This window comes from Synechococcus sp. UW179A (assembly GCF_900473965.1).
GTDB lineage: Bacteria > Cyanobacteriota > Cyanobacteriia > PCC-6307 > Cyanobiaceae > Synechococcus_C.
The window spans coordinates 54,513-78,759 of record NZ_UCNJ01000002.1 but is presented as its reverse complement, the minus strand read 5'-3'; the positions used below and the strand labels follow the sequence as shown (position 1 = coordinate 78,759).

General features: G+C 59.3%; 21 protein-coding genes. 8 read left to right on the top strand and 13 right to left on the bottom strand.

Going from position 1 to position 24,247, the window contains the following annotated elements; translation table 11 throughout:
* Positions 1-52: 52 nt before the first annotated feature.
* Complete coding sequence (locus DXY31_RS00360; protein WP_114990448.1) at positions 53-862, bottom strand: thiazole synthase; 810 nt, start codon at positions 860-862, stop codon at positions 53-55.
* On the opposite strand from DXY31_RS00360, the gene DXY31_RS00355 reads away from it, so the two are divergent.
* Positions 840-1,475: a hypothetical protein gene (locus tag DXY31_RS00355; protein ID WP_371638891.1), complete on the top strand. Its 636-nt coding sequence runs from the start codon at positions 840-842 to the stop codon at positions 1,473-1,475. The genes DXY31_RS00360 and DXY31_RS00355 overlap by 23 nt on opposite strands.
* Here the strand turns inward: DXY31_RS00355 and DXY31_RS00350 are convergent.
* The 3 genes from DXY31_RS00350 to rpmI all read right to left on the bottom strand — a co-directional run bounded on the left by DXY31_RS00350 (position 1,443) and on the right by rpmI (position 2,681).
* The gene (locus DXY31_RS00350; protein WP_114990445.1) at positions 1,443-2,033 is read right to left on the bottom strand and encodes a hypothetical protein; all 591 of its coding nucleotides are present in this window, start codon (positions 2,031-2,033) and stop codon (positions 1,443-1,445) included. The genes DXY31_RS00355 and DXY31_RS00350 overlap by 33 nt on opposite strands.
* Positions 2,034-2,067: 34 nt before the next feature.
* Positions 2,068-2,415 carry a 50S ribosomal protein L20 gene (gene rplT, locus DXY31_RS00345; protein WP_114990442.1) on the bottom strand — a complete coding sequence of 116 codons (348 nt, stop codon included), beginning with the start codon at positions 2,413-2,415 and terminating at the stop codon, positions 2,068-2,070.
* Between the two features lie 68 nt (positions 2,416-2,483).
* Positions 2,484-2,681 (bottom strand): 50S ribosomal protein L35, encoded by a 198-nt coding sequence (gene rpmI / locus DXY31_RS00340; protein WP_066908876.1) that lies wholly within the window; start codon positions 2,679-2,681, stop codon positions 2,484-2,486.
* A gap of 106 nt (positions 2,682-2,787) precedes the next feature.
* On the opposite strand from rpmI, the gene DXY31_RS00335 reads away from it, so the two are divergent.
* Both DXY31_RS00335 and DXY31_RS00330 read left to right on the top strand, forming a co-directional pair.
* Entirely contained in the window at positions 2,788-4,395 is a 1,608-nt protein-coding gene (locus tag DXY31_RS00335; RefSeq protein WP_244279409.1) for a SpoIID/LytB domain-containing protein, read from the top strand.
* Between the two features lie 7 nt (positions 4,396-4,402).
* Complete coding sequence (locus DXY31_RS00330; protein WP_114990438.1) at positions 4,403-5,782, top strand: glycosyltransferase family 2 protein; 1,380 nt, start codon at positions 4,403-4,405, stop codon at positions 5,780-5,782.
* Here DXY31_RS00330 and DXY31_RS00325 read toward each other — a convergent pair.
* The 5 genes from DXY31_RS00325 to tig form a co-directional block, all read right to left on the bottom strand.
* On the bottom strand, positions 5,779-7,719 hold the full coding sequence (locus DXY31_RS00325; RefSeq protein ID WP_114990435.1) for a DNA polymerase III subunit gamma/tau: 1,941 nt from the start codon (positions 7,717-7,719) through the stop codon (positions 5,779-5,781). The two genes, DXY31_RS00330 and DXY31_RS00325, sit on opposite strands and share 4 nt — an antisense overlap.
* 23 nt (positions 7,720-7,742) lie before the next feature.
* Complete coding sequence (locus DXY31_RS00320; RefSeq protein WP_114990431.1) at positions 7,743-8,447, bottom strand: lecithin retinol acyltransferase family protein; 705 nt, start codon at positions 8,445-8,447, stop codon at positions 7,743-7,745.
* Positions 8,448-8,573: 126 nt separating this feature from the next.
* A complete protein-coding gene (gene clpX / locus DXY31_RS00315; protein WP_114990428.1) occupies positions 8,574-9,929 on the bottom strand; it encodes an ATP-dependent protease ATP-binding subunit ClpX in 1,356 nt (451 codons plus the stop codon).
* An 87-nt stretch (positions 9,930-10,016) separates the two neighbouring features.
* The gene (gene clpP / locus DXY31_RS00310) at positions 10,017-10,706 is read right to left on the bottom strand and encodes an ATP-dependent Clp endopeptidase proteolytic subunit ClpP (protein ID WP_114991047.1); all 690 of its coding nucleotides are present in this window, start codon (positions 10,704-10,706) and stop codon (positions 10,017-10,019) included.
* Between the two features lie 41 nt (positions 10,707-10,747).
* Positions 10,748-12,193: a trigger factor gene (tig, locus tag DXY31_RS00305; protein WP_114990425.1), complete on the bottom strand. Its 1,446-nt coding sequence runs from the start codon at positions 12,191-12,193 to the stop codon at positions 10,748-10,750.
* A gap of 165 nt (positions 12,194-12,358) precedes the next feature.
* On the opposite strand from tig, the gene DXY31_RS00300 reads away from it, so the two are divergent.
* From DXY31_RS00300 to DXY31_RS00290, 3 genes are all read left to right on the top strand, one after another.
* Positions 12,359-13,390: an aspartate-semialdehyde dehydrogenase gene (locus DXY31_RS00300; RefSeq protein WP_114990422.1), complete on the top strand. Its 1,032-nt coding sequence runs from the start codon at positions 12,359-12,361 to the stop codon at positions 13,388-13,390.
* 5 nt (positions 13,391-13,395) lie between these two features.
* Entirely contained in the window at positions 13,396-14,304 is a 909-nt protein-coding gene (dapA, locus tag DXY31_RS00295; RefSeq protein ID WP_114990419.1) for a 4-hydroxy-tetrahydrodipicolinate synthase, read from the top strand.
* Between the two features lie 68 nt (positions 14,305-14,372).
* Complete coding sequence (locus DXY31_RS00290; RefSeq protein WP_114990415.1) at positions 14,373-16,430, top strand: ribonuclease J; 2,058 nt, start codon at positions 14,373-14,375, stop codon at positions 16,428-16,430.
* Here the strand turns inward: DXY31_RS00290 and DXY31_RS00285 are convergent.
* Both DXY31_RS00285 and tilS read right to left on the bottom strand, forming a co-directional pair.
* On the bottom strand, positions 16,416-17,396 hold the full coding sequence (locus tag DXY31_RS00285) for a hypothetical protein (protein WP_114990411.1): 981 nt from the start codon (positions 17,394-17,396) through the stop codon (positions 16,416-16,418). The two genes, DXY31_RS00290 and DXY31_RS00285, sit on opposite strands and share 15 nt — an antisense overlap.
* Positions 17,397-17,402: 6 nt before the next feature.
* Complete coding sequence (tilS, locus tag DXY31_RS00280; protein ID WP_114990407.1) at positions 17,403-18,422, bottom strand: tRNA lysidine(34) synthetase TilS; 1,020 nt, start codon at positions 18,420-18,422, stop codon at positions 17,403-17,405.
* A gap of 73 nt (positions 18,423-18,495) precedes the next feature.
* On the opposite strand from tilS, the gene DXY31_RS00275 reads away from it, so the two are divergent.
* Positions 18,496-19,269 (top strand): DUF561 domain-containing protein, encoded by a 774-nt coding sequence (locus DXY31_RS00275; protein WP_114990404.1) that lies wholly within the window; start codon positions 18,496-18,498, stop codon positions 19,267-19,269.
* 73 nt (positions 19,270-19,342) lie between these two features.
* Complete coding sequence (uvrB, locus tag DXY31_RS00270; RefSeq protein ID WP_114990401.1) at positions 19,343-21,379, top strand: excinuclease ABC subunit UvrB; 2,037 nt, start codon at positions 19,343-19,345, stop codon at positions 21,377-21,379.
* A 15-nt stretch (positions 21,380-21,394) separates the two neighbouring features.
* Here the strand turns inward: uvrB and DXY31_RS00265 are convergent, their stop codons facing one another.
* Both DXY31_RS00265 and holA read right to left on the bottom strand, forming a co-directional pair.
* Positions 21,395-23,197, bottom strand: a complete 1,803-nt coding sequence (locus DXY31_RS00265) for an aspartate kinase (protein WP_114990397.1) — start codon at positions 23,195-23,197, stop codon at positions 21,395-21,397.
* A 30-nt stretch (positions 23,198-23,227) separates the two neighbouring features.
* Positions 23,228-24,217 (bottom strand): DNA polymerase III subunit delta, encoded by a 990-nt coding sequence (gene holA / locus DXY31_RS00260; RefSeq protein WP_114990394.1) that lies wholly within the window; start codon positions 24,215-24,217, stop codon positions 23,228-23,230.
* Positions 24,218-24,247: the final 30 nt, after the last annotated feature.

Sequence of the window (24,247 nt, the reverse complement as noted above, 5' to 3'; positions counted from 1 at the left end):
ATTGCTTAACGACCTCTTTTATGACGCTTGCTTCATGTCACTTCACCACTCTTTACTTGACCAGGCCTGTGGTGGGAGAGCTGGCACTGGCTTGTTCGAGTTTCGGGAGTCGTCCTGAAAGGTAAGCAGTTCGCCCCGCTTGAACGGCCTGACCCATCGCTTCAGCCATTGATGCAGGGTCGCCCGCCAGGGCAATGGCGCTGTTCACTAAGACGGCATCAGCACCCATTTCTAGGGCTGCGGCGGCTTCACTTGGCACCCCGATCCCTGCATCAACCACAACTGGAACACCAGCGTTTTCGATGATCAGAGCAATGTTGGATGCGTTGCGCAGCCCCTGCCCGGATCCGATCGGTGAGCCCAGAGGCATCACAGTTGCACAGCCCACCTCCTCCAGCCGTTGCGCAAGTAGCGGATCGGCATTGATGTAAGGGAGCACTGTGAATCCTTCCTTCACAAGCTGTTCGGCAGCCTCAAGAGTTCCGAAGGGGTCGGGTAAAAGGTGACGGCTGTCGGGAATCACCTCCAGCTTCACAAAGGTGTTGTCTTCTTGACCTGCCAGCTTGGCCAGCTCGCGGCCCAACCTGGCGACACGCACGGCTTCATCAGCATTGGCACAGCCTGCGGTGTTGGGCAGCATCCAGATCCGTGTCCAGTCGATGGCCTCCATTAGGCCTGCGTGTCCTGCTGCCACGGTCTGAACCCGTCTTACGGCCACAGTCACCATGTCGCAATCGGAGCGAACGAGGCTTTGCTGCATCGCTTCCAGATTCGGATATTTGCCCGTGCCGGTGAACAACCTGCTGTTGAATTGCCGACCACCGATCAGAAGTGGGTCAGTGCTGGACGGGGTCGAAGCCATTGAAGGAGCTGCGGACTGGTGTGGAACCGGATGGGAAGTCGAACAGGCCAGGGTTGAGGGACCTACCCTGCGGCCATCATCCGTTCTCGTCATGCCCATCACTATGGACATGAACGCGCCGATCGAGATTCCGGCGACGTTCGAACCGTCCTTGCCTCTTGATTCCTCCGCCTTGGAAGATCCACTTGAGCTTGAAGGTTCGGTTCAGCGTTTTGATCCGATTGCCCGGGCTGCCAATATCGCAACGTCGATGCCGAGAGAGTGGTGCGGCAGTTACATGTCGTTCACAAGCGGCAACAGCGTGAATGTGAAACTCACCTTGGCGAGCGTTCAGCCCATCGGACAGATGGTTGATCTGAGGGGAAGTATGCAGATCGGCGAGATCAGCACGCCGGTGCAGGGCAACCTCAATGCCTCATCTGACCAAGTTGATTTATTGCCTCTTTCTAGCCAGCTCACGGATGAACTCGAGCCGGGTGGCAGTTACTTGGGTCTTCAAGGGATGACTCTCTCAAGTTGGCAGGCTCCACGCATCACCAATCGCGGTGGCAGCCTCAGTTTGGCTCCAAGCTGCCCTGGTTCAGAAGCCCCTGCCGTCAGGGCTCTCTGGTGAGTTCTTCTGAGATTCAATCAATGAGCTGGTGGTTCGACCTCCTGCTGACCGCTCTAAACGTTTGAGTCGGCTTTTTGCTGTTTTGTTCGAGGGCTCAAGTGTTAGTACTTTGCGGTAGAGCTCCGCTGCCTCTTCTCTATTAAGAAGTCGCTCCTGAGCAAAGGCGAGATTGTTGAGGGCCACGGGATAGTCCTGCTTTGCCTGCAAAGCGAATTTGTAATGACGCACAGCTCCAGCAAAATCCTTCTGAGCAGCCAGGGAAAATCCCAGCGCGTTCTGGATGAGGGCCCGTGCTTCCTGAGGTTCTTGGTTGAGGCGTTTCACGGCCTGACGCAATGTGGCTGTGGCCTTCGGGTACAGACGTTTGCGTAATTGGACACAGGCGAGCTCATAAAGATCACCGGCATCCTTAGAGGATCCAGCTTCGGACTGCTCGAGACGAATGAGCTCTAATTCATCCCGACGCACTCGCAGAAGCTGACGACCTGCAATGACGGCAGCAATTGTGAGCAATCCGATCAGTCCAAGCAGGTAGGTCTGCGGCAGAAAGGAATTCATGAAAGCCGGTTGAGCTCCCGTGAAGGGACGCTATTCAACCCTGAGTTGCATTCACCACATTGGCGAAGCTGGAGGGGTCCACCACTGCCATTTGTGCCAGCATTTTGCGGTTTAGACGCACATCCGCTTTTTTGAGGCCACCGATCAAACGGCTGTAACTGACCCCATTCAAGCGAGCTGCAGCGTTGATTCTGGCAATCCACAAACGACGAAAATCACGCTTGCGCCGGCGCCTGTCGCGGTAGGCGTTGCACAAAGCCTTCATGACCCGCTGATTGGCGGTGCGGAAGAGGGTTCCGTTGCTGCCGCGAAAGCCACGTGCCAGGCGAAGGATCTTGTTGCGACGCTTACGGGCGACGTTGCCTCTTTTAACGCGTGCCATGGGTCTTGAGAAAGGGAATTAAGGAAGATGTGATCAGATCCGTCACTGCTCGGAAAGCGAGCCAGGACTCAGGCGTAGGGCATCATCAGGGCCACACGCTCTTCGTCGGTGCGATCAACGACAGCTTTGGTTTTCAGGTGTCGCTTCAATTTCGGACTTTTGTGATCCAGGAGGTGATTGTGGAATGCGCGACGTCGCAGGAATTTGCCTGTGCCTGTTGCTTTGAACCGCTTGGCGGCTGCTTTGCGGGTCTTGAGCTTGGGCATTTCTCTGGCGGCGCGTCGCACAAACGACAAACATAGAACCTCACCCCCCCTTCAGCCAAACCCTTTGCCCAGGAACATGCTCAGATCAGCTGTCGAGTCCGCTGCAATGTCCCGTTCCGCTCCAGATGCAGTGTTCAGGCTTCTCCCCTGGATCTGGCTTCCGGTCATGACGGCCTTGGGCTGTCAGGCCGAGGTCATTGAGCAGCAGGTCATCGAGCCGCCTTCGCCCCAGTCTGAGCTTGTTGCGGTTCCGACGCATCGACGCGTTCCCTTGCCGCCGTTGGCCAGGAATTCCGTTCTCTGGGTATCACTCGACGATCATCTCGGGGCAGGAACAGGGTCTGATCGATCGGCTGCTCAATTGACGTTGATCAGCGCGGGAGCTGCTCCTCTACAACTGCGAGATCGGACCGGGAAGCTTGTGTTGTCGGCTGACCAGCTGCGCTTCAGCTGGCGACGGGTTGCTCTTCCGGAACCTCTCGATGTGGCCCGGCGTGTTGCGGGACCCTTCGCGAGTTTCGAGTCAGCGGATCAGATCGCCCAGCGATGGCGTGCTCAGGGGGTGAAGGCTCAGGTGGCCCATCCAGGCGAATGGGAGGTTTGGGCACCTGCTGATGCGCTTGATCTTGCAGGTGTGACATTGAGCGATGTCAGTGAGCGCATTAGCAGTGTTGTGATGCCCGTACTCGAGGGGCCCACAGGTGGTCGCACCCTCGAGGGGCCTCTGCAGGTGCAGGCTTCCGACGGCATGCGTTGGAAGGGTGGTGTTTTGCCTGGACCGTTCCGTCTTCAGGCGGATGCCTATGGCAGCTGGACGTTGCTGGAGAAGCTTCCGCTCGAGCGTTATCTCGAGGGTGTGGTGCCCCATGAGATCGGAGCCGGATCTCCAGCGGCTGCGTTGCAGGCCCAGGCCGTGCTGGCCCGCACCTGGGCTTTGGCTAACAGTCATCGCTTTGCTCTGGATGGGTATCACCTCTGCAGTGATACCCAATGCCAGGTGTACAGCGATCCACGGATGGCCAGCCCATCCGTGCGACAGGCCATCCGTGCCACATCCGGTGAGGTTTTGTTGTGGGATGGACAGCCGATTCATGCGGTGTATCACGCCACCAATGGCGGAGTCAGTGCGCATGCTGAGGAGGCTTGGGATATGGAGCCACTGCCCTACGTAAGGGCGCAGCCGGATGGTGCGACCGCCTGGGGTCAGTCGATTTCCATGCCTCTGCTTAGTAACCAGGATGTGCAGTCTCTGCTGAACGGCGGGGATGGTGCTTATGGAGCAGGTCATCCCCGTTTTCGCTGGAGTCGCGTTTACACCGCCGGACAGCTTGGTCAGGCACTTGCCGCTGCCGGTCAGGGGAATGCTGCTCCGACATCGATGAGCGTGAAGAGGCGCGGCCCCAGCGGTCGGGTCCTCTCCCTTGAAATTGACCGCGATCGTGGAGCGGCGCCTGTGGTGTTGAAACTGGACGCTATCCGGCGCACCCTTCGCCGTTTGCCCAGCACCTTATTCGTTGTTGAAGCTGAGGGGGCGGGGGCCTGGCGCTTCCGAGGCGGAGGGTTTGGCCATGGAGTGGGGCTGTCCCAAGCAGGTGCAATCGATTTGGCCGATCGCGGTTGGAGTGCTGAGCGGATCCTTCAGCACTATTACCCCGGAACCCAGCTGGGGCCCTTCACAGTGCCCGCCGAGTCCGTACCTGCTGAGGCCCCCTAAAGTCCATATGTTTAGTTGTGGTCGGAGAGCTGTGGCCGCAGGGACTGGAGATCACCGACGCGGCAAGACGGTCTTCTTCCTGGCGGCCTGTGGCTGGGCCGGCGCAGCGCCCCATTGGCTGGATCCATCCCGGAGCTTGATCCCTGCCTTCACTCTTGCAATGCTGCTAGGGGGGTATGCCCTGCGCACTTTGATGCGAGGTCATGCTCAGCAGTTCACCCAGAACAACGGCAGCGATTCCGACGATTCTGCGGCCATAGCAGAGGAGTTATTCCCCACAGTGGATGTGGTGGTTGCTGCCCGCGATGAAGAATCGGTTGTCACCCGGCTCGTAGAACGCCTCAGTGCGTTGCGCTACCCCGATGGTCGTCTGAGCTTGTGTGTGGTGGATGACGGCAGCGAAGATCGCACTCCCGACCGCCTCGCAGAGCTTCAGATTCGTTTCCCGTCCTTACGAGTGATCAGCCGGCCTCGCAATGCCGGTGGAGGAAAGTCCGGTGCTCTCAATGCCGCTCTGGCTCAGACCAAGGGTGAATGGCTGCTGATTCTTGATGCGGATGCACAGCTGGGTGCGGATCAGCTGGAACGGTTGATGCCCTTCGCAACCACTGGAGACTGGTCAGCTGTCCAGATGCGCAAAGCGGTTACCAATGCAAGCAGCAACTGGCTAACCCGTGCTCAGGCCATGGAGATGGCCTTTGATGCCCAGGTTCAGGATGGACGGCTTGCCGGTGGTGGAGTGGCTGAACTTCGTGGCAATGGTGAACTGTTGCGTCGCGATCTGTTGGAGGCCTGCGGTGGTTTCAACGAGGACACCGTCACGGACGATCTGGATCTGAGTTTTCGTTTGATCTTGCAGGGAGCTCGGATCGGCATCCTCTGGGATCCACCTGTACAGGAAGAGGCCGTTGAGTCGCTTCAGGCACTCTGGAAGCAGCGTCAGCGTTGGGCCGAAGGAGGCCTGCAACGCTTTCTCGACTACTGGCCTGGCTTGATTTCGTCGCGTCTGACCCCTGCCCAGCGCAGGGATGTGGCTTGCTTTTTCTTGCTTCAGTACGCCCTTCCCGTGGTCTCCTGGGCGGATCTGCTCACGAGTGTGATCAGCCGCACTACGCCGGCTTACTGGCCTTTGTCGATCGTGGCCTTCAGCGTGTCCGGTGTTGCCTACTGGCGAGGCTGTCGACGCCCTAGCGAAGGACCTGATCTTCCTTCCCCAGGTTTGTTCAATCTATTGCTTGGTATCGCCTATCTCAGTCACTGGTTCCTCGTGATCCCCTGGGTCACCCTGCGCATGGCATTTCTTCCCAAACGACTGGTCTGGGCCAAGACCACTCACAGCGGAGAGGAAGAGGAAGAGACACTTCAGGCTTCAGAGCCTGGGATTTAGCTGTTGAGGTCCACATCCAGAACCTGACCGTTGAAGAAGTCAGCGAAGCGTTTCACCTTTTCATCCATGGCTGAAGGCTCAGGGCGGACTGGCGGGGCCGTTGTTGCTTGAGAAGAAACTGTCGTATTGCCTGTCTGAACCGAGGCAGCCTGGCTTCTCGCAATCGAGGGAGCTGGAGTTGCAGGCGTTGGCTGGGCAGGAGCCGTTGCTGATGGGGGTGCTGGAGAGGCTGCATTGTTCGGAACCAAAGCGGCCGACTTAGAGGCTGAAGGCAGCTGAACGCCATTGCTGGGAGCTGATGGCGGCGCTGGTGCGGGTTTGGGTGCAGGTGCGCTCGGCATGGCAGCCATTGGTGCCGCGCCTCCATGGTTTTCGAGCACCAGTTGACGGTTGCCGCCCATGGCACTTGCAATCGCTTTCTCCAGCAAGGCTGCGCGGCTCTGCACCATGCCCATCCAGTTTCCGGAGACCTGCACCACAGCGCGCTGGTTGTCGATCCGTGTCAGTCGGGCTTGCTGCGAGAGCAACATTCGCGTGGAGGGAAGCTCCAGGCTGGCCAGGATTTGCTGCCAGAGCTCGCCGAGGTCTTGGCTTGCAGCAGGAGTCGTTTCAGTGTCTTGAGCCGGCGGTTCCGATGCAGTAATGGACTGGGTTGGTAGCGAAGGGGTGGTGGATGTGTCGGGAAGGCTCACCGCTGGCAGGGCTGTTGCTTCAGCCGCTTTTGAAGCAACAGCTGGACCCGGGGCAGCAGCTGGTGGTGGAACAGCTGATGAGGAGAGAGGAGCTGCAGAGCTTGAGCGCGTTGCTGCCGGTGCTGGGATAGCTGTGACTGTCGCGGCGGTTGGTTCAGCCAGCAGACCGAGCAGCAGCACCTCCAGCCAGAGGCGAGGCTGCATACTCTGACGCAGCTGTTGTTCAGCACCGCGTAATTGACCCTGCCATTGCAGCAGTCGCGTCCGGCCAATGGATTTGGCAAGGGGAGGCAGTTGATCGCGGAACTGCGGAGAGACACCCGTGAGTTCTGGCCGATCTGGAGCAGCGGCCATCAGCACGAGATCCCGCAGGATCCCTGCCATTCCCTGCAGCACCGATCCGGCATCTCGGCCGCGGTCAAGCAGTTGTCGGCTGGCTTCCAGCAGTGTCACTGGCTCGCTGGTGCTCATGGCTTGCACCAGCTCCAGTAACTCTTGTTCAGGTACTGCTCCCAACAGATCCCACACCGCACCGGCTTCGATCGGTCCGGGCAGCAGGCTGAGCTGATCCAGCAAGCTTTCTGCATCGCGCAGGCCGCCCTGGGCTCGTTGCGCCACCACATGCAGGGCTTCCGGTTGGATCGGAATCGATTCCTCTGAAGCAATCCACCGGAGGTGCTGCTCGAGTGCATCGAGGGGGATGCGCCGAAAGTCAAACCGCTGGCAGCGGCTGAGAATGGTTGGCAAAACCCGCTGTGGGTCGGTTGTGGCCAGCACAAACACCACCTGTGGAGGCGGTTCCTCCAAGGTCTTGAGCAGCGCGTTGAATGCGGCTGTGGACAGCATGTGGCATTCGTCGACCACATAGACCTTCCAGCGCGCCTGCACAGGTGCGAACCTTGAGCGCTCGATCAGGTCGCGGATGTTGTCGACGCCGGTGTTGGAGGCGGCATCAATCTCAATCACATCCAGTGCAGTGCCTGCGGCGATTGAGTTGCACAGTTCGCAGTTGCCACAGGGTTCCGGCGTCGGCCCGTCGTTGCTCAGGCAGTTGAGTGACCGGGCAAGGATGCGGGCACTGGAGGTCTTACCCGTTCCGCGAGGTCCGCTGAAGAGATAAGCCGGTGCGATGCGTCCGGTGCGCAGTGCATGTCCGAGGGTGGCCGCAATCGCTTCCTGACCCACCAGCTGATTAAGCCGTTGGGGCCGGTACTTGTGATGCAGTGGCTGGTACGGCTGGCTCATGCACTGCCGGCAGGATGCTGAGGCTACCGAGGTTCTGGTCCTGAAACTGTGTCTTCTTCTCGAGAGGTCTCATCCAACAGTGAATGCAGCTTGTCTTCCATGTCTTCGACGGCCGCAAGTTCATCGGCGATGCTCCGGCCCGTGAGCAGCAGCTGCCGACTGCGTCGATCGACCCGTTCATCGGCCCCCTGACCAGGCATGCCCTGCATCCAGATCTCCGCCTGCTCGAGGGTGCTATCCAATTTCTGCATCAGGCGTATTCGCAGTTTCTGCAGTTCTGCCAGGGCTCGCCGGGCGCGTTGGCGTGACTGCTCATCAATCAATCCCTTACGCAGCAACACACCCAGCCCGGTGAGCAGAGCCGCAGGCATCAGTTGGCCGAATGCGAGTGCACCGAGGCTGCCTGTATGGAGCCAGTCCTCCACTTGACCGCTCCTGTGCCGGCCTGTTTTGCACCAGTTGGCGAAGTGCTCGCAGTTGTTGAACAGAAGGTTGTAATTCTGTTCGCCAATCCTGCTCATGGCCCTTCTCAGGGTCACCCCCGCTGGTGATGCCTGTTCATGGTTAACCATGCTCAACTCCTGACCGCGGCTGAAATCCTCCAGGGAGCTGCGCAGGATTTCCCGACCCTCGAGGTAATGGGCGACCGTGCCATCGCCCAGATCGATCCCATGGTGCAGAAACAAACCGTGCTGACGAGGAACCCTCAGATGGTCAGCGGTGGCCATGGCCGTGATGAAGGGCTCGCTCGAGTCTGTCGCTTAGTTCCCCCTCAGGAAGAGGGGGGCTTCCGAACCGCAGTGGTTGGGTCTGGATACGTCTTTCTCAGCACCATCAAGGGTGCGCCATTCCGATCAGGCTGATTCCTGCTGGCGATCCTGGCCGGGCAGAGACAGCACCTTGCCGCCTGTGTGTTCCTCCACCATGGCGCGGGTGATGGTGAAGTCCGGCACGTTTTTGCGAGAGGGCAGCTCGTACATGAGATCGAGCATCAGCTCTTCAACAATGCCGCGCAAGGCTCTTGCACCGGTCTTGCGACGATGGGCCTCCTGAGCGATGGCTTCGATGGCTCCTGCTTCGAAGTCAAGTTTCACGTTGTCCATGCTCAACAGCGTTCGGAACTGCTTAACCAGGGCATCCCTGGGTTCGGTGAGGATGGACTCGAGGGCATGTTCGTCCAGTGGATCCAGGACAGCGCTCACGGGCATCCGGCCGATGAACTCGGGGATCAGTCCGTACTTCACTAGATCATCCGGCTCGAGGTGACGCAGCACCTGTGATGCTTGGAGATCGCGCGTGGCCTTGCCGCGCCCGCGGCTGTCGCTGGGCACGAAGCCAATGGCGTTCCGACCCATGCGTTTCTGCACCACATCGTCCAAACCCACGAAGGCACCACCACAGATGAACAGGATCTGGCTGGTGTCGATCTGGATGCAGTCCTGATAAGGATGCTTGCGGCCGCCCTGGGGCGGAACGTTGGCCACAGTGCCTTCAAGCATCTTGAGCAGTGCCTGCTGCACACCTTCACCGGAGACATCCCTGGTGATCGAGGGGTTTTCGCTCTTGCGGGCGATTTTGTCGATTTCGTCGATGTAGATGATCCCCCGTTGAGCAAGATCCACATCCATGTCGGCCTTCTGCAGCAGCCTCAGCAGGATGTTCTCCACGTCTTCACCGACGTAGCCCGCTTCCGTAAGGGTGGTGGCGTCGGCCACGGCGAAGGGCACATCCAGCATCTCCGCAAGGGTTTGGGCAAGCAGCGTTTTGCCACAGCCCGTTGGGCCGATCAAAAGAATGTTGGATTTGTGCAACCTGGTGGCGGTCTGTTCGGTTTCCCCTTTGCCGTCTCCCTGCCAGGCCAGGCGCTTGTAGTGGTTGTAAACCGCCACCGACATCACTTTCTTGGCAGCGTCCTGTCCCACGACTTGCTGGTCCAGGAAACCCTTGATTTCCTGGGGTTTGGGAATGGAGGCGAGGGTTGGTGCAGGTTTGGTGGTCTTGCGGGGCTGGTTTGAGCCGCTCTTTCTCGTTGGCTCATTGCCCTGCCGACCACCACCCTGAGCGTCGATCAGTTCCTCATCCAGGATCTCATTGCAGAGATCGATGCACTCATCGCAGATGTAGACGCCAGGGCCGGCAATCAGCTTGCGAACTTGCTCCTGGGACTTTCCGCAGAAGGAGCACTTCAGATGGGCGTCGAACTTGGCCATCGGGCGCTTCGCAGGTCAGTCGGAACACAGATCTGGATCGGAAAATCTCAACCCAGATACTGAGGATCGCGACAGATCGGGCTGATGTCAGCCCTCCGTAACGATTTCTCCGTCTCCGAAACTGTCCACGACGCGATCGATCAGGCCGTAATCGACGGCTTCAGCGGGAGACATGAAGTTGTCACGGTCAGTGTCTTCAGCAATCTTGTCCAGTGGCTGTCCGGTGTGATCGGCCATGAGACCGTTGAGGGTTTGCTTAAGGAACAGGATCTCCTTGGCCTGGATTTCAATGTCCACTGCTTGTCCCTGGGCACCACCAAGGGGTTGGTGGATCATGATTCGAGCATTGGGAAGAGCCAGTCGCTTCCCCTTGGCACCTCCTGACAGCAGGAAGGCTCCCATGGACGCTGCCAGGCCGTAGCAGATGGTGACGATGTCGGGTGCCACCTGCTGCATGGTGTCGTAGATCGCCAGACCGGCGGTCACTGATCCGCCTGGGGAGTTGATGTAGATCTGAATATCCTTCTCGGGATCTTCCGCCTCCAGGAACAGCAGCTGAGCCACAAGGGCATCTGCCACCTGATCGTCCACACCAGTGCCTAGAAAGATGATCCGCTCCCGCAGCAATCTGGAATAGATGTCGAAGGCGCGGTCACCTCGACCGGACTGTTCAACCACTGTGGGCAGCACCCCTGGAGCTGCCTGAGGATGCTGCGAGACAGGCTGAATCCCCCGCCAGCGGTTCTGAATCGGATGGTGACTGCGGTCGTCGATCACTCGGCGGCTGGCGGGCTTTGCATGCAATCTATGGCTGCAGATCAGGCTTCGGTGCCATAACCGTCAGTCTTGGCGCTTTTTGCCTTGGTTGTTTTTTTCTTTGTAGCGGCTTTCCCGCTCTTGGCTGCGGCCTTCTTGGCTGCTCCCTTGTCGTCTTTCCCAGAGTCTTCTGGAACCTTGTCTGTGATGGTGCTGTTCTCTTCCAGCCAGCCGAGGAGCTTCTCTTGAAGCAAATCGTCCAGCACAGCCTGACGCAGACGTTGGGGGTCGATGTCGCGCTCTCCGGATAGCTGTTGCTTCACATCCTCGAGTTTGGCGTCAATGTCGCTGTCCTCGACAGTGAGCTTTTCACTCTCTGCCAGGGCTGTTAGAGCAAGGCTTCGGCGTAGGCGCTCCTCGGCTTCAGGGCGTGAGGAGTCCATCAGGTTGCGGACCAGTTCGGGAGTGAACAGCGATTTCACATCCATTCCCTGCTGAGCGAATTGTCCAGCGGTCTGTTCCACCAGATTGCGAACCTCCTGCTGGATCAGGCTTTCAGGAAGTTCAACGTCCAGCTGTTCCACCAGTGCGGCCAGCAGGGCGTCGTGGCGGTTGCTGCGTGCGCGGCGTTCGGCGTCATCCTTGAGACGTTGTTCAAGGTCGCTGCGCAGATCAGCCAAGGATTCCTGTTCGCTGGCTTGCTTCGCGAACTCATCGTTCAGTTCAGGCAGCTCGCGAGTCTTGAGGTCTTTCAGCTCGATATCAAAGCTGGCCTTGCGTCCACGTGCATCCTCCTTGGGATAGTCCTCGGGAAATGTGCAGTCCACGGTCTTGCTGTCTCCGACCGCCATGCCCACCACGCCCTCAATGAAGCCGGGGATCATGCGGCCATGCTCGAGATCAACATCCATGGAATCGGCACTGCCGCCCTCGATCTCACTGCCGTCATCGCTAAAGATGCCCTTAAAACCCACAACAGCAATATCTCCCTTCTCCGCCTTGCGTCCTTCAACGGGAACCACGGTGGCTAGTTGTCGGCGTGAGTCCTCGAGCATCTCCTCCACGCGTGCCGGGTCGTAGCTAACGCCCTCGGCTTCGGCCTTCAATCCCTTCGTGCTCTTCAGTTTTGGTGTTGGGGCCACGTCGGTTTCCAAGGTCAGCGTGAGGCCTTCTCCCGGCTTGAAGCTCTCCAGCAGTTCATCGAAGCCGCCGCTCAGTTCGGGCTGGCCGAGAGCCTCAATCGTTTCCTGTTCGAGGGCATCGCGCCAAACGCTGTCAACCAGTGTTTCCAGTGCTGTGGCGCGGATCCGCAGAGCACCCAGCTGCTGCACCAGAACGGTGCGGGGCACTTTGCCCTTGCGGAAGCCCGGCAGATTGACACTGCGGCTCAGCCGTTTGATTGCTTCCTCATAACTGGCCTCACAGCGTTCTGCAGGAATAGCGACCTCCACTGCCAGTCGGCTACCGGGACGGGAGGAGGTGGAAACCTTCAGGCTGGCGGCACTCATCGGCTGGGTCGCAGGTACAAGCAGCCCAACACATTAATTAAGTGCCTGACCATCACCTCCGCGTAAGCTGCTTTGTAGGAAAAGCCACACCCTGTCTTCAAGTGTTCAGGGTCGTTGCAGCTGGTGGATGCACCACCTGCCCGTCTTTATTGAGTCTCCGTCCATTTGACCCCTGTTAACCAGTTACCGAATCGACCTCTGACGGTGGCCGTCCTCGGTGCCAGTGGTGCGGTGGGGCAGGAGTTGCTCCAGCTGCTTCAGGAACGCAATTTCCCAGTAGCTGAGCTGCGTTTACTGGCCTCTGCCCGTTCAGCAGGGCAAGTCTGTCGATGGAACGGACAGACGATCACGGTTCAGGAAGTCTCTGAGTCCTCATTTAAGGAGGTTGATCTGGTGCTGGCATCCGCTGGCGGCTCGGTGTCGCGCCAATGGCGCGAAGCGATTGTTTCCGCCGGTGCCGTGATGGTGGATAACTCCAGTGCCTTCCGCATGGAGGAAGGAGTTCCCCTGGTGGTTCCTGAGGTGAATCCGGAGGCTGCTGCTGAGCACAAGGGGGTGATCGCCAACCCCAACTGCACCACGATCATCCTCACGCTGGCTTTGGCCCCTCTTGCTGCCAAGCGTCCGATGCACAGGGTGGTCGTGAGCACCTATCAGTCAGCCAGTGGCGCCGGGGCCAGGGCCATGGAGGAACTGAAGGATCTCTCCCGTGTGGTGCTCGATGGCGGCACCCCCAAAAGTGAGGTGCTTCCCCACTCATTGGCCTTCAATCTCTTTCTGCACAACTCACCGCTGCAGTCCAACAGTTACTGCGAAGAGGAAATGAAGATGGTCCATGAAACTCGCAAGATCATGGGTTTGCCGAAGCTTCGCTTCACCGCAACCTGTGTGCGAGTGCCTGTCCTTCGTGCCCATTCAGAGGCGGTCAATGTGGAATTCACTGAGCCCTTTTCCGTGACGGAAGCCAGGGAGTTGCTCGCTGCTGCGCCGGGTGTGGAACTGCTTGAAGACCCTGCCAGCAATCGTTTTCCCATGCCCACGGACGTGACTGGCCGTGATCCCGTTGTTGTGGGGAGGATCCGACAGGACATCAGTGAAGAGAAAGCGCTCGAATTCTGGTTGTGCGGAGATCAGATCCGTAAAGGTGCGGCGCTCAACGCCATCCAGATCGCCGAACTGCTGTTGCCCGCCGCCTGAACGTTATGAGCACCGCTGCAGAACTCTCTCCAACTCCTTTCGGTCGTTTGCTGACGGCCATGGTCACCCCTTTCGATGCAGAAGGCGGGGTGGATCTGGCGCTTGCAGGTCGTCTGGCCCGTTACCTGGTGGATGAGGGATCGGAAGGTCTTGTGGTGTGTGGAACTACCGGTGAGTCCCCCACGCTCAGCTGGAGTGAGCAACTGAAGATGTTCGAGGCCGTGCGGCAGGCCGTTGGTCCTGGTGTGCATGTGTTGGCAGGAACCGGCAGTAATTGCACCCGGGAGGCGGTTGAGGCCACCCGCGAGGCTGCGGCAGCTGGTGCCAATGGTGCTCTAGTGGTGGTTCCCTACTACAACAAACCCCCTCAGGACGGGATGGAGGCTCATTTCCGTGCCATCGCGGAGGCTGCTTCTGACCTGCCGCTGATGCTCTACAACATTCCTGGCAGGACAGGTTGCAGTATGCAACCGAACTCAGTTGCCAGGCTGATGAATTGCGCCAATGTAGTGAGCTTCAAGGCTGCTAGTGGAACCACGGAAGAAGTGTCCCAGTTACGACAGGCCTGTGGTCATCGCCTGGCGATCTACAGCGGTGATGATGCCCTCACACTGCCGATGCTGTCGGTGGGAGCTGTGGGCGTCGTGAGTGTGGCCAGCCATCTGGTGGGGCGTCGACTGCGCAACATGATCGAGGCCTATATGGCTGGCCAGAACGCAGTCGCTCTTCTACATCACGAGCAGTTACTGCCCTTGTTCAAAGCCCTTTTCGCCACCACCAATCCCATTCCGGTCAAAGCCGCTCTCCAGCTAGATGGTTGGCCGGTGGGTGCTCCCCGACTTCCCCTCGTTCCGCTGGAGCCTGTTATGCGCGCTGCCCTCTCCGAAGCCCTTGATGCCCTGCGTCAGACCTGACGCCAAGGCTGTTGACCAGCGCTGACGTGCGCCTTCCTGATTGATTTTCTCCATACGCAAGCGATCCCATGACTGTCACAACTGCCCAGACCAAGCAACCAACCCTGAGAGTGATCCCTCTTGGAGGACTGCATGAAATTGGTAAGAACACCTGTGTTTTCGAATACGGCGATGACCTGATGCTGGTTGACGCCGGCCTCGCCTTCCCCAGCGATGGCATGCACGGCGTGAACGTGGTTCTGCCTGATACCAGCTTTCTGCGCGAGAACCAGAAGCGCATCCGCGGCATGATCGTCACTCATGGTCATGAGGATCACATCGGTGGCATTGCTCACCATCTCAAGCACTTCAACATCCCGGTGATCTACGGGCCGCGACTGGCTCTCTCGATGCTCACCGGAAAGATGGATGAGGCGGGCGTCGCTGATCGCACCACCTTGCAGACCGTCGGACCTCGCGACGTGGTGAAGGTGGGTCAGCACTTCTCAGTGGAGTTCATCCGTAACACCCACTCGATGGCCGACAGCTTTTCGTTAGCCATCTCCACACCGGTGGGAACCATCATTTTCACGGGTGACTTCAAGTTCGATCACACCCCTGTTGACGGTGAACACTTCGATCTGGCGCGTCTGGCTCACCATGGCGATAAGGGAGTGCTCTGTTTGTTCAGCGATTCCACCAATGCCGAGGTGCCGGGTTTCTGTCCTCCCGAGCGGTCCGTGTTCTCCAACCTTGACCGTCACATCGCCGAGGCCGATGGGCGAGTGATCGTCACCACCTTTGCCAGTTCAATCCATCGTGTATCGATGATCCTTGAGCTCGCCCTCAAGAACGGCCGCAAGGTTGGCCTGTTGGGTCGCTCCATGCTCAACGTGATCGCCAAGGCCCGTGAACTGGGTTACATGCGTGCCCCTGATGAACTTTTTGTGCCGATCAAGCAGATCAACAATGTTTCCGATCGCGAAACCCTGCTGCTGATGACCGGCAGTCAGGGTGAGCCTCTGGCAGCTCTGAGCCGTATCTCCCGTGGTGAACACCCGCAAGTGAGAGTCAAGAGCTCCGACACGATCATCTTTTCGGCGAGTCCGATTCCTGGAAACACCATTTCCGTGGTGAACACGATCGACCGGCTGATGATGCTCGGAGCCAAGGTGGTCTACGGCAAAGGCGAAGGCATTCATGTTTCTGGCCATGGCTTCCAGGAGGACCAGAAACTGATGCTGGCGCTCACCCGTCCAAAATTTTTCGTGCCCGTGCACGGTGAGCACCGCATGCTGGTGCGCCATGCCAGAACCGGTCATTCCATGGGCGTTCCTGAGAACAACACGTTGATCATTGATAACGGCGATGTTGTTGAGCTCACCGCAGACTCAATCACCAAGTCGGACCCGGTGAAGGCTGGTATTGAGCTGCTCGATCAGTCGCGTAATGGCATTGTCGATGCCCGCGTTCTGAAGGAACGTCAGCAACTGGCAGAAGATGGCATCGTTACGATCCTTGCTGCGATTAGCACCGACGGGGCCATGGTTGCCCCGCCTCGCGTGAATCTTCGCGGTGTTGTTACCACTGCCGATGCCCGCAAGATGTCGCTGTGGACGGAACGTGAAATCAAGTGGGTGCTTGAGAATCGCTGGAAGCAGCTCACCCGAAACACCGGTGGCAAGGCCCCGGACGTCGACTGGATGGGTGTACAGCGGGAGGTAGAGGTCGGCCTCAGCCGCCGCATGCGCCGTGAACTTCAGGTGGAGCCTTTGATTCTCTGTCTGGTGCAGCCGGCACCGGCAGGCACACCTGTGTACAAGGGTCGTGCGGACTCCGAGCCCGACGATCGTCCAGCGCCCCGTGGACGTGGTGGTCGCCACGGCGGTGGTCATGGAGCTGGTCGGCATGGTGGTGGTGGTCGAGACCGCAACCGCGAAGGAACTCCAGCGCGGGTGATCACGACAGCTCGTTCAGCTGCTGTTGAGGCCAAGTCGGCTGTAGTGAAGCAACCTGTGGCTGCAGCTTCGAAAGCCCCCGCACCCGCCAAGGAGCCTGCGCCCGCTGCACCCGCCTCTGCAGCGCCAGCAGTCGATCAAGACATGCCAGCTGGCCGCACCCGTCGTCGCCGCTCAGCTGCGGCGTAGGGCTTTTTGTAGCCACGACCATCGGCTTTGGACTTGGTCGCCCTCCGAGCTCTGCTTGGGGGGCTCCAACGCTGTATCCGGGAGCTTCACCAGCAAACTGCCCGCTTCCAGCCGTTGCTTGATTGCCTCGTTGGTCTCGGTATCGGCTAAGGCCTTGGTTGCGATGGTCACGGCTTCAATCGTTGCTCCATCGGAGAGCTCAGCGCTGGGTTCAGGTTCGGATCCAGGCTCAGGTTCCTTTTCACTGATCGGCTGACAGTCGGATTCAGGCTCAGCTACAGCGTTGATGTCGATGGAGAGCGTTTGGTCGTGATCGCCGTCTGATTGTTCGTCGTTGAGCTTGGTGATCACTGATGTTGTCTCAGGTTCAGGTTCTCCTTCATTGATGGGCTGAGGTTCAGTTTCGGGCTCAGGTTCAGCTACGGCGTTGATGGCGATGGAGAGCGTGTGGTCATCACCATCGTCTGATTGTTCGTTGTTGTTCAGCCAGGGCATCGCGGTTGTGACGACGCTTGACTGCACAGAGTCCACTGCGGGGGATGCTCCGTTAATAAAGGGGTCAGCCACTAAGGCAAGGGAGCCCTTGGTCGTCAGAGACTCCGTGAATCGATCCTCAGCGGGATCAGTCGCCTGCGTTGATCTGGTCACCGACTCACGATCGCTCCTGATCCGTTCCAGGCCCTGCTCCGCCAGTTCCCGCAGTGTGTCTTGCGGGTTACTGGCTAACACCAGCTTGTAATGCGCCTCAGCTTGATCAGGGGCTTGAAAGCCATAGAGGTCGATGTGGCCCGCTAATAGAGCCACGAAGGCTCGCCAAGCCAGAACCGCGTCCTGTTCAGCGCCCTTTTCCGGTATCGGCTCCAGCTGATTGAGCAGTTCAACAGTGATGGATTGCGCAGTCTCAAAGTCACCAGTGCCGTAGGCCTGTTCAGCGGCGAGATAGTTGCTCTGAAAGTCGCCGTCCAAGTGAGTTCAGTTCCTGTCTTCCAGTTGTACCCAGTCCCGGCACCAGTGGAGTCGCTTCCCACCTGTCAGATGACGCTCACCAGGCGGTTGGCTTGGGCCGATGGCAGTGCTCAGTTCTTCAAGCTGTCGGGCCGAGAGTGCTGGCATGCCTTGGGCCTGCAGCCATCCATGCAAGAGCAGTCGTCTTGCTGAACCGGGGAGTTGTTGCAGTGGCGCTCGTTTCAAGGCGCCGTCCTGTCGTTTCAGGTTGTCCAGACTCAGCGTCACCAGTGCGCTCTGGGTGTCCTGCAGCTGGGACACTCGCTCGCTCAGTTCAGCCATCCGCCTGCTGCAGCCAGGGTGTAGGGCCTCCAGCACCGGTAGGACCTCCTGACGGATGCGGTTGCGATCGAAGCGTGGATCATCGTTGCTCGGGTCTGTCCAGATTGGCAGTTGCAGGTCCTGGCAGATGGCGGCCGTGTCGTCACGGCTGAAGTGCAGCAGTGGACGCACCAGGCGAATCTCATTCGTTGCCGTGGCATTGAGGGTCCGCTGCCAACGCAGGTTGCCCAGCCCGGCCAGATCTGTTCCCCGGCTGAGTTGCAAAAGCAGTGATTCAGCGCGGTCACTGGCGGTGTGCGCGGTCACGACCGTGCGGCAAGGGTTGGCAGGGCTGTTGAGGTTGAGTTGCTCACAGGCCTGATGCAGCTCGGTGTAACGCCATGCACGGGCTTTAGCTTCGCTGCCGGTGGTGCCGAAGCTGCTGGTGCTGATCAGCAGTGGCAGCTGTTGCGTTTGGCACCAGCTGGCCAAATCGCTGGCAATGCGTGCGGATCCTGGATGCCAGCCGTGGTCTCCATGCCAAAGCTGCAGAGTCCATTGATGTCGATTGGACAAATCCCTCAGCAGCCCCAGCAGAGCCATCGAGTCCTGACCGCCGGAAACCGCCAGCAACAGAGTTGTCCCTTTGGGCAGCAGCTGGGGATTCTGTAGAAGTTGGCGGTGCAGTCTGTCGTGCCAGTTCAGCCAAGGCTCGCCGGCTTTCATCGCTTTGGGTGAGTGTGGCTTCGATCCTGCCCGTTCGTGCGGTGGGAGAATGCATTCATCTGATGTCTGCTTGATGTCCCGCCTTTCTCTGCTGCCAGCTGCCCTACGCCGCAGCCTTGAACAGCGTTCCGCGCTGAAGGTGATCGCCGGTCTGATGAACTTCAACGCGGACTCTGTCGCCCGCGTGTCGCGCGCAGCTGGACTGGGTGGGGCCGATCTAATCGATGTGGCCTGTGATGCCGAACTGGTGAAGCTGGCGGTTGAGGCATCCGCTGGCCTTCCGGTCTGCGTCTCGTCTGTTGAGCCCGAGCAGTTTCCCGCTGCTGTAGCTGCAGGAGCAACGATGGTGGAGATCGGTAATTTCGATTCCTTCTACCCCCAGGGGCGCATCTTCGGAGCTGATGAGGTGCTGGAACTCACACGCCGTACTCGCAGCTTGCTGCCTGAGGTGGTGCTGAGCGTCACCGTTGCCCATGTGTTGCCAATGGATCAGCAGGAACAGCTGGCCGTGGATCTGGTGGCGGCCGGTGCCGATTTGATCCAGACCGAGGGTGGCACCAGTGCCAAACCCTTCAGTGCTGGCAACCTTGGTCTGATTGAGAAGGCAGCTCCCACGCTGGCCGCAGCTCACAGCATCAGCGCTGCTCTGCAAAATGCTGGTGTGACGGTACCAGTGCTTTGTGCATCGGGTCTTTCAGCTGTCACAGTGCCGATGGCGATCGCAGCTGGTGCAGCGGGTGTGGGCGTTGGCTCGGCGGTGAATCGCCTCGATGATGAGTTGGCCATGGTCGCTGTGGTGCGCGGTCTGCGTGAAGCCTTAGGTCGCGAGGTCACCAGCCGGGTCTGATTGCTGCGGACACGCGCGCGCTAATGGGGCCCGTAACGTGGACGCCCCATTCAGGGCTTACAGCGCGAGGACCATGCCTGCCTACGACCTGACTGCGCCCTACACCCCCAAAGGTGATCAGCCGACGGCAATCACTCAATTGGTGGAGGGTGTGAATGGTGGACGCCGTTATCAGACTCTTCTGGGTGCAACCGGTACGGGCAAAACGTTCACGATGGCCAATGTCATCGCTCAGACGGGTCGTCCTGCCTTGGTGTTGGCTCACAACAAGACCCTCGCGGCACAGCTTTGCAATGAGCTGAGGGAATTCTTTCCTAACAATGCTGTGGAGTACTTCATCTCCTATTACGACTATTACCAGCCGGAAGCGTATGTGCCGGTCAGTGATACCTATATCGCCAAAACCGCTTCAATCAATGAAGAGATCGACATGCTGCGTCACTCGGCGACGCGATCTTTATTTGAACGACGTGATGTGATTGTCGTGGCTTCAATCAGTTGCATCTACGGCTTGGGAATTCCCAGCGAATACCTGAAGGCATCGGTGCAGTTTCGGGTGGGTGAGTCTCTTGATCTACGGGGCTCCTTGCGCGAACTGGTGAATAACCAGTACAGCCGCAATGACATGGACATCACCCGCGGCCGCTTTCGCGTGAAAGGCGATGTACTGGAAATCGGGCCTGCTTATGAAGACCGTTTAGTGAGGGTGGAGCTGTTCGGTGATGAGGTGGAAGCGATCCGCTATGTCGACCCCACAACCGGCGAAATCCTGCAGAGCCTTGAAACCATCAACATCTATCCGGCAAAACACTTTGTGACCCCGAAGGATCGTTTGGATTCGGCGGTGAAGGATATCCGCCATGAGCTCAAAGATCGGTTGGAATTCCTGCAAACCGAAGGCAAGTTGCTGGAAGCCCAGCGACTGGAGCAACGCACCACCTATGACCTGGAAATGTTGCAGCAGGTGGGCTACTGCAACGGAGTTGAAAACTACGCCCGTCATCTGGCCGGACGTGAACCGGGTTCCGCGCCGGAATGCCTGATCGATTACTTCCCCGAAGACTGGCTGCTGATTGTTGATGAAAGCCATGTGACCTGTTCACAACTTCAGGCCATGTACAACGGCGACCAGGCTCGCAAGAAGGTGTTGATTGATCACGGCTTCCGTCTGCCAAGTGCAGCCGACAACCGGCCGCTGAAAGGCGAAGAGTTTTGGACCAAGGCACGACAGACCGTATTTGTGAGTGCCACGCCCGGTGACTGGGAGGTGAAGGTGAGCGATGGTCAGGTGGCCGAGCAGGTCATCCGTCCCACGGGAGTGCTGGACCCTGTTGTGGAGGTGAGGCCGACAACGGGTCAGATCGACGACTTGCTGGGAGAGATCCGCACTCGGGCCAAGAAGCAGCAGCGCGTGTTAGTGACAACGCTCACCAAGCGCATGGCGGAAGACCTCACGGACTATCTGGCCGAGAACAAGGTTCGGGTGCGCTATTTGCACTCCGAGATCCATTCGATTGAACGGATCGAGATCATTCAGGACCTGCGCCTGGGTGAGTACGACGTGCTGGTGGGTGTGAATCTGCTGCGTGAAGGCCTCGATCTGCCCGAAGTCAGCCTTGTGGCAATCCTCGATGCTGACAAGGAGGGCTTCCTGCGAGCCCAGCGTTCACTGATTCAGACGATTGGCCGGGCTGCACGGCATGTGGAGGGGGTTGCGCTGCTGTATGCCGACAACATGACGGATTCGATGGCCAAGGCGATCGAGGAGACCGAACGGCGGCGCAAGATTCAACAGCTCCACAATGAAAAGCATGGAATTGTGCCGACGGCAGCCGGTAAAAAGGCCAGCAATTCGATCCTGTCGTTTCTGGAGCTCTCCCGCAAACTCAAGACCGATGGCCCCGATGCTGACCTGGTGCAGGTGGCCGGAAAGGCTGTTCAGGCCTTGGAAAATGACTCCGATGGCATGGCTCTCGATGCCTTGCCCGAGTTGATCGATCAGCTCGAGGTCAAGATGAAGGACGCGGCTAAGAAGCTTGACTTTGAGGAGGCTGCGAATCTTCGCGACCGGATCAAGAAGCTCCGTCAGAAGCTGGTGGGTCAGAGCTGAGTTAACGAGGAACAGCTAGGCCACCAGTGGTGATTCGGTTCCCTCGGCTTCGTGGCGAGTGCTGCCTCCCAGTTTGAAACCGGCATGCACGGCTTGAAGAGCTCTAACACCATCGGCTTCAGCAACCACGCAGCTGGTGCGGATCTCACTGGTGGCGATCATTTCAATATTCACTCCTGCTTCTGCCAGGTAACGGAACATGCGACCAGCCGTACCTGCCGTGGCAGGCATGCCCGCGCCCACGGCACTGACCCTGGCAATGGCTGGACCGTCTTCGAGCAGGGCTCCAGGCCACTGAGCCAGCAGAGCGCTGAGGGCGCGATCTGCGGCACTGCGGTCGTCGCGTTTGAGCGTGAAACTGATATCGCGGCTCCCGTCCGCATGCTGGCGTTCCGACTGGACGATGGCATCGAGGCTGATGCCCGCGTCGGCTAAGGCATTGCAGAGTGCTCCTGCGGTTCCGGGTTTGTCGGGAACATTGCGCACGCTCACCTGGGCCTGGTCACGATCGAGGGCCACGCCGCGTACTTCTGGCTCACCATCGCCACTCGCGCAGGGATTCAGGCTGATCTGACCGGGTTCCAGTTCGAAGGCTTCCTGGGTGGCCTGCAGGGCTTTGCTGCCAACGTCGGCGTTGATCACACAGCTGACCTTCACTTCACTGGTTGCGATCACACGCAGGTTGATGCCCACCCGGGAGAGGGTCTGAAATAAACCGGCGGCAATGCCAGGGCGGCCCATGATGCCGGCGCCGCTGATGCTCAGCTTGCTCATCCCGGACTGGGCGACCAGCTCACCGCCCAGCTTCTGGATCAGGGATTCACAGATGCTGCGAGCCCTCTCCAGATCAGTTTCAGCAACGGTGAAGGTGATGTCGTTGCTGTTGCCGTCGTGGGTGGCCTGGATGATCAGGTCCACATTCACGCCACCCTCAGACAGGCTTTCGAACAGCTGGGCGGCAACGCCGGGTTGATCGGACACACGGGAGAGAGCCAACACGGCCTGGTGTTCCACAAGTTCGGCTCCGTCCACCGGCCTCCCCAATTCCAGACCTTCTCGGCCAATGGGCCGCGAGCTGCGGCTGGTGAGGGTTGTGCCGGGTTCATCACTCCAGCTAGAGCGCACCACCATCGTGACCCCGTAATTGCGGGCGATCTCCACGGCGCGGGGATGCAGCACGGCAGCGCCGAGGCTGGCCAGTTCGAGCATTTCGTCGCAGCTCACCTGAGGCATCAGCTGAGCGTCCTCCACTTTTCGCGGATCGGTGGTGAGTACCCCTGGCACATCGGTGTAGATCTCACAGGCCGCGGCACCCAGGGCTGCCGCCAGGGCGACGGCTGAGGTGTCGGAGCCTCCACGCCCCAAGGTGGTGATTTCAGCGGTGCCGCCGCTGCTCTGGCTTGTGCCCTGAAAACCGGCTACCACCACAACGCGGCCCTCGGCCAGTCGGCTGCGCAAACGATCGGTGCGCACGTCGAGGATGCGTGCCTTGCCATGGGCGGATTCGGTCACGATGCCCACCTGGGGGCCGGTCATGGAGATGGCCGGCACGCCCAGTTCATGCAGCGCCATGGACAGCAGCGCAATCGACACCTGTTCACCAGTGGCGAGCAGCATGTCCATTTCCCGTTGTGGTGGATTGCTGCTGAGAGCGTTGGCCTTGGCGGTGAGCTCATCGGTGGTGTGGCCCATGGCCGAGACCACAATCACCAGATCGTGTCCTTCCTCTTTGCAGTTGGCGATACGCCTTGCCACGGCCTGGATGCGCTCCACGCTGCCGACGGAGGTTCCGCCGAACTTCTGCACCAGCAGGGCCATCCATGCCGCCTCATTTCGCAGGCGATTGTCTCACTGTGCAGCTCCTAGCAGCCCATCGCGGAACGCATCCCCGGGCTGGGTGCCGCGTTTGAGAGCTGCTTCCACATCCAGCAGGCGGCCCAGCAGATTGAGGCAGCGCTGGGGTGAACGGCCCTGCAACTGTTTGCGCATCACGTAGATCCGCTTGGGGTTGCCGATTCCAGCCGCCTTGGCGATCACCCCGACGTCTCGCTCCCCCTGTTGTTCCAGCAACATCACCCAGAGCCATCCCCTGATCTGACCGGTCAGTGTGGCCACGATGCGCAGGGCCGGTTCGCCTGCATCGTTGAGGGCATCCAGCAAGGCAATCGCCTGGCCGGGATCCCCTGCTAGCAGCGCGTCCCCCACTTGCAGAGCGTTGGTGCTGAGGCCCTCGATGAGGCTGTCAACAGAGCTGGCGCTGATCCGGGTTTCTCCACTGCTTTCAGCATGGAGAGCCAGCTTCTGAAGCTCCATGGTGAGCCTTGCGCTGTCGTTGCCGATGGCATCAATTAAGGCATCCACTGCACTGGGCTCGAGCTTCAGGTTCAGCTCTTCAGCAGTGCGCTCCACCAGCTGGCGCTGGCCGGCTCCGTCCCAGACCGCCGGCAGCTTGAAGCTGCGCTCGCAGGCTTCTCCCGCCTTGATGCGTTTCATCAGGGCTTTTGTGGTCCGCAGACGACCGTCGGGTTTGGAGGGATGACACAGCAGCAGCTGGGTGCTTCCCGGGATGCCATCCAGAGCCGCTTCGAAGCGATCGGCCAGTTCGCTTGGGCAGGCGTTGCAGAAGGGAGACCGCTGCAGCAGAACCACCCTGGAGCCAGCACCGAAGGGCGGCGTGCGTGCTTCTTCCAGTGCCTGCCTGGCTTGTCCCGCCTCGCTGCCATCCAGTCGACTCACGTTGACGCTTGCCCAGCTCGGATCCACCTCCTGCTTGATCAAGGCCTGCACCGCCCGTTCCAGTGCGGCGGAATCATCGCCCCAGAACAACTGGATCGGCATTGAGGCGTGTCGTCGGACAATGTCGAAGTC

Excerpts from the sequence above, each read along its gene's own strand:
- DXY31_RS00360 (WP_114990448.1), bottom strand. The coding sequence starts at position 862 with ATGGCTTCGACCCCGTCCAGCACTGACCCACTTCTGATCGGTGGTCGG.
- DXY31_RS00350 (WP_114990445.1), bottom strand. The coding sequence starts at position 2,033 with ATGAATTCCTTTCTGCCGCAGACCTACCTGCTTGGACTGATCGGATTG.
- rplT (WP_114990442.1), bottom strand. The coding sequence starts at position 2,415 with ATGGCACGCGTTAAAAGAGGCAACGTCGCCCGTAAGCGTCGCAACAAG.
- rpmI (WP_066908876.1), bottom strand. The coding sequence starts at position 2,681 with ATGCCCAAGCTCAAGACCCGCAAAGCAGCCGCCAAGCGGTTCAAAGCA.
- DXY31_RS00335 (WP_244279409.1), top strand. The coding sequence starts at position 2,788 with ATGTCCCGTTCCGCTCCAGATGCAGTGTTCAGGCTTCTCCCCTGGATC.
- DXY31_RS00330 (WP_114990438.1), top strand. The coding sequence starts at position 4,403 with ATGTTTAGTTGTGGTCGGAGAGCTGTGGCCGCAGGGACTGGAGATCAC.
- DXY31_RS00325 (WP_114990435.1), bottom strand. The coding sequence starts at position 7,719 with ATGAGCCAGCCGTACCAGCCACTGCATCACAAGTACCGGCCCCAACGG.
- DXY31_RS00320 (WP_114990431.1), bottom strand. The coding sequence starts at position 8,447 with ATGGCCACCGCTGACCATCTGAGGGTTCCTCGTCAGCACGGTTTGTTT.
- clpX (WP_114990428.1), bottom strand. The coding sequence starts at position 9,929 with ATGGCCAAGTTCGACGCCCATCTGAAGTGCTCCTTCTGCGGAAAGTCC.
- tig (WP_114990425.1), bottom strand. The coding sequence starts at position 12,193 with ATGAGTGCCGCCAGCCTGAAGGTTTCCACCTCCTCCCGTCCCGGTAGC.
- dapA (WP_114990419.1), top strand. The coding sequence starts at position 13,396 with ATGAGCACCGCTGCAGAACTCTCTCCAACTCCTTTCGGTCGTTTGCTG.
- DXY31_RS00290 (WP_114990415.1), top strand. The coding sequence starts at position 14,373 with ATGACTGTCACAACTGCCCAGACCAAGCAACCAACCCTGAGAGTGATC.
- tilS (WP_114990407.1), bottom strand. The coding sequence starts at position 18,422 with ATGAAAGCCGGCGAGCCTTGGCTGAACTGGCACGACAGACTGCACCGC.
- DXY31_RS00275 (WP_114990404.1), top strand. The coding sequence starts at position 18,496 with ATGTCCCGCCTTTCTCTGCTGCCAGCTGCCCTACGCCGCAGCCTTGAA.
- uvrB (WP_114990401.1), top strand. The coding sequence starts at position 19,343 with ATGCCTGCCTACGACCTGACTGCGCCCTACACCCCCAAAGGTGATCAG.
- DXY31_RS00265 (WP_114990397.1), bottom strand. The coding sequence starts at position 23,197 with ATGGCCCTGCTGGTGCAGAAGTTCGGCGGAACCTCCGTCGGCAGCGTG.
- holA (WP_114990394.1), bottom strand. The coding sequence starts at position 24,217 with ATGCCGATCCAGTTGTTCTGGGGCGATGATTCCGCCGCACTGGAACGG.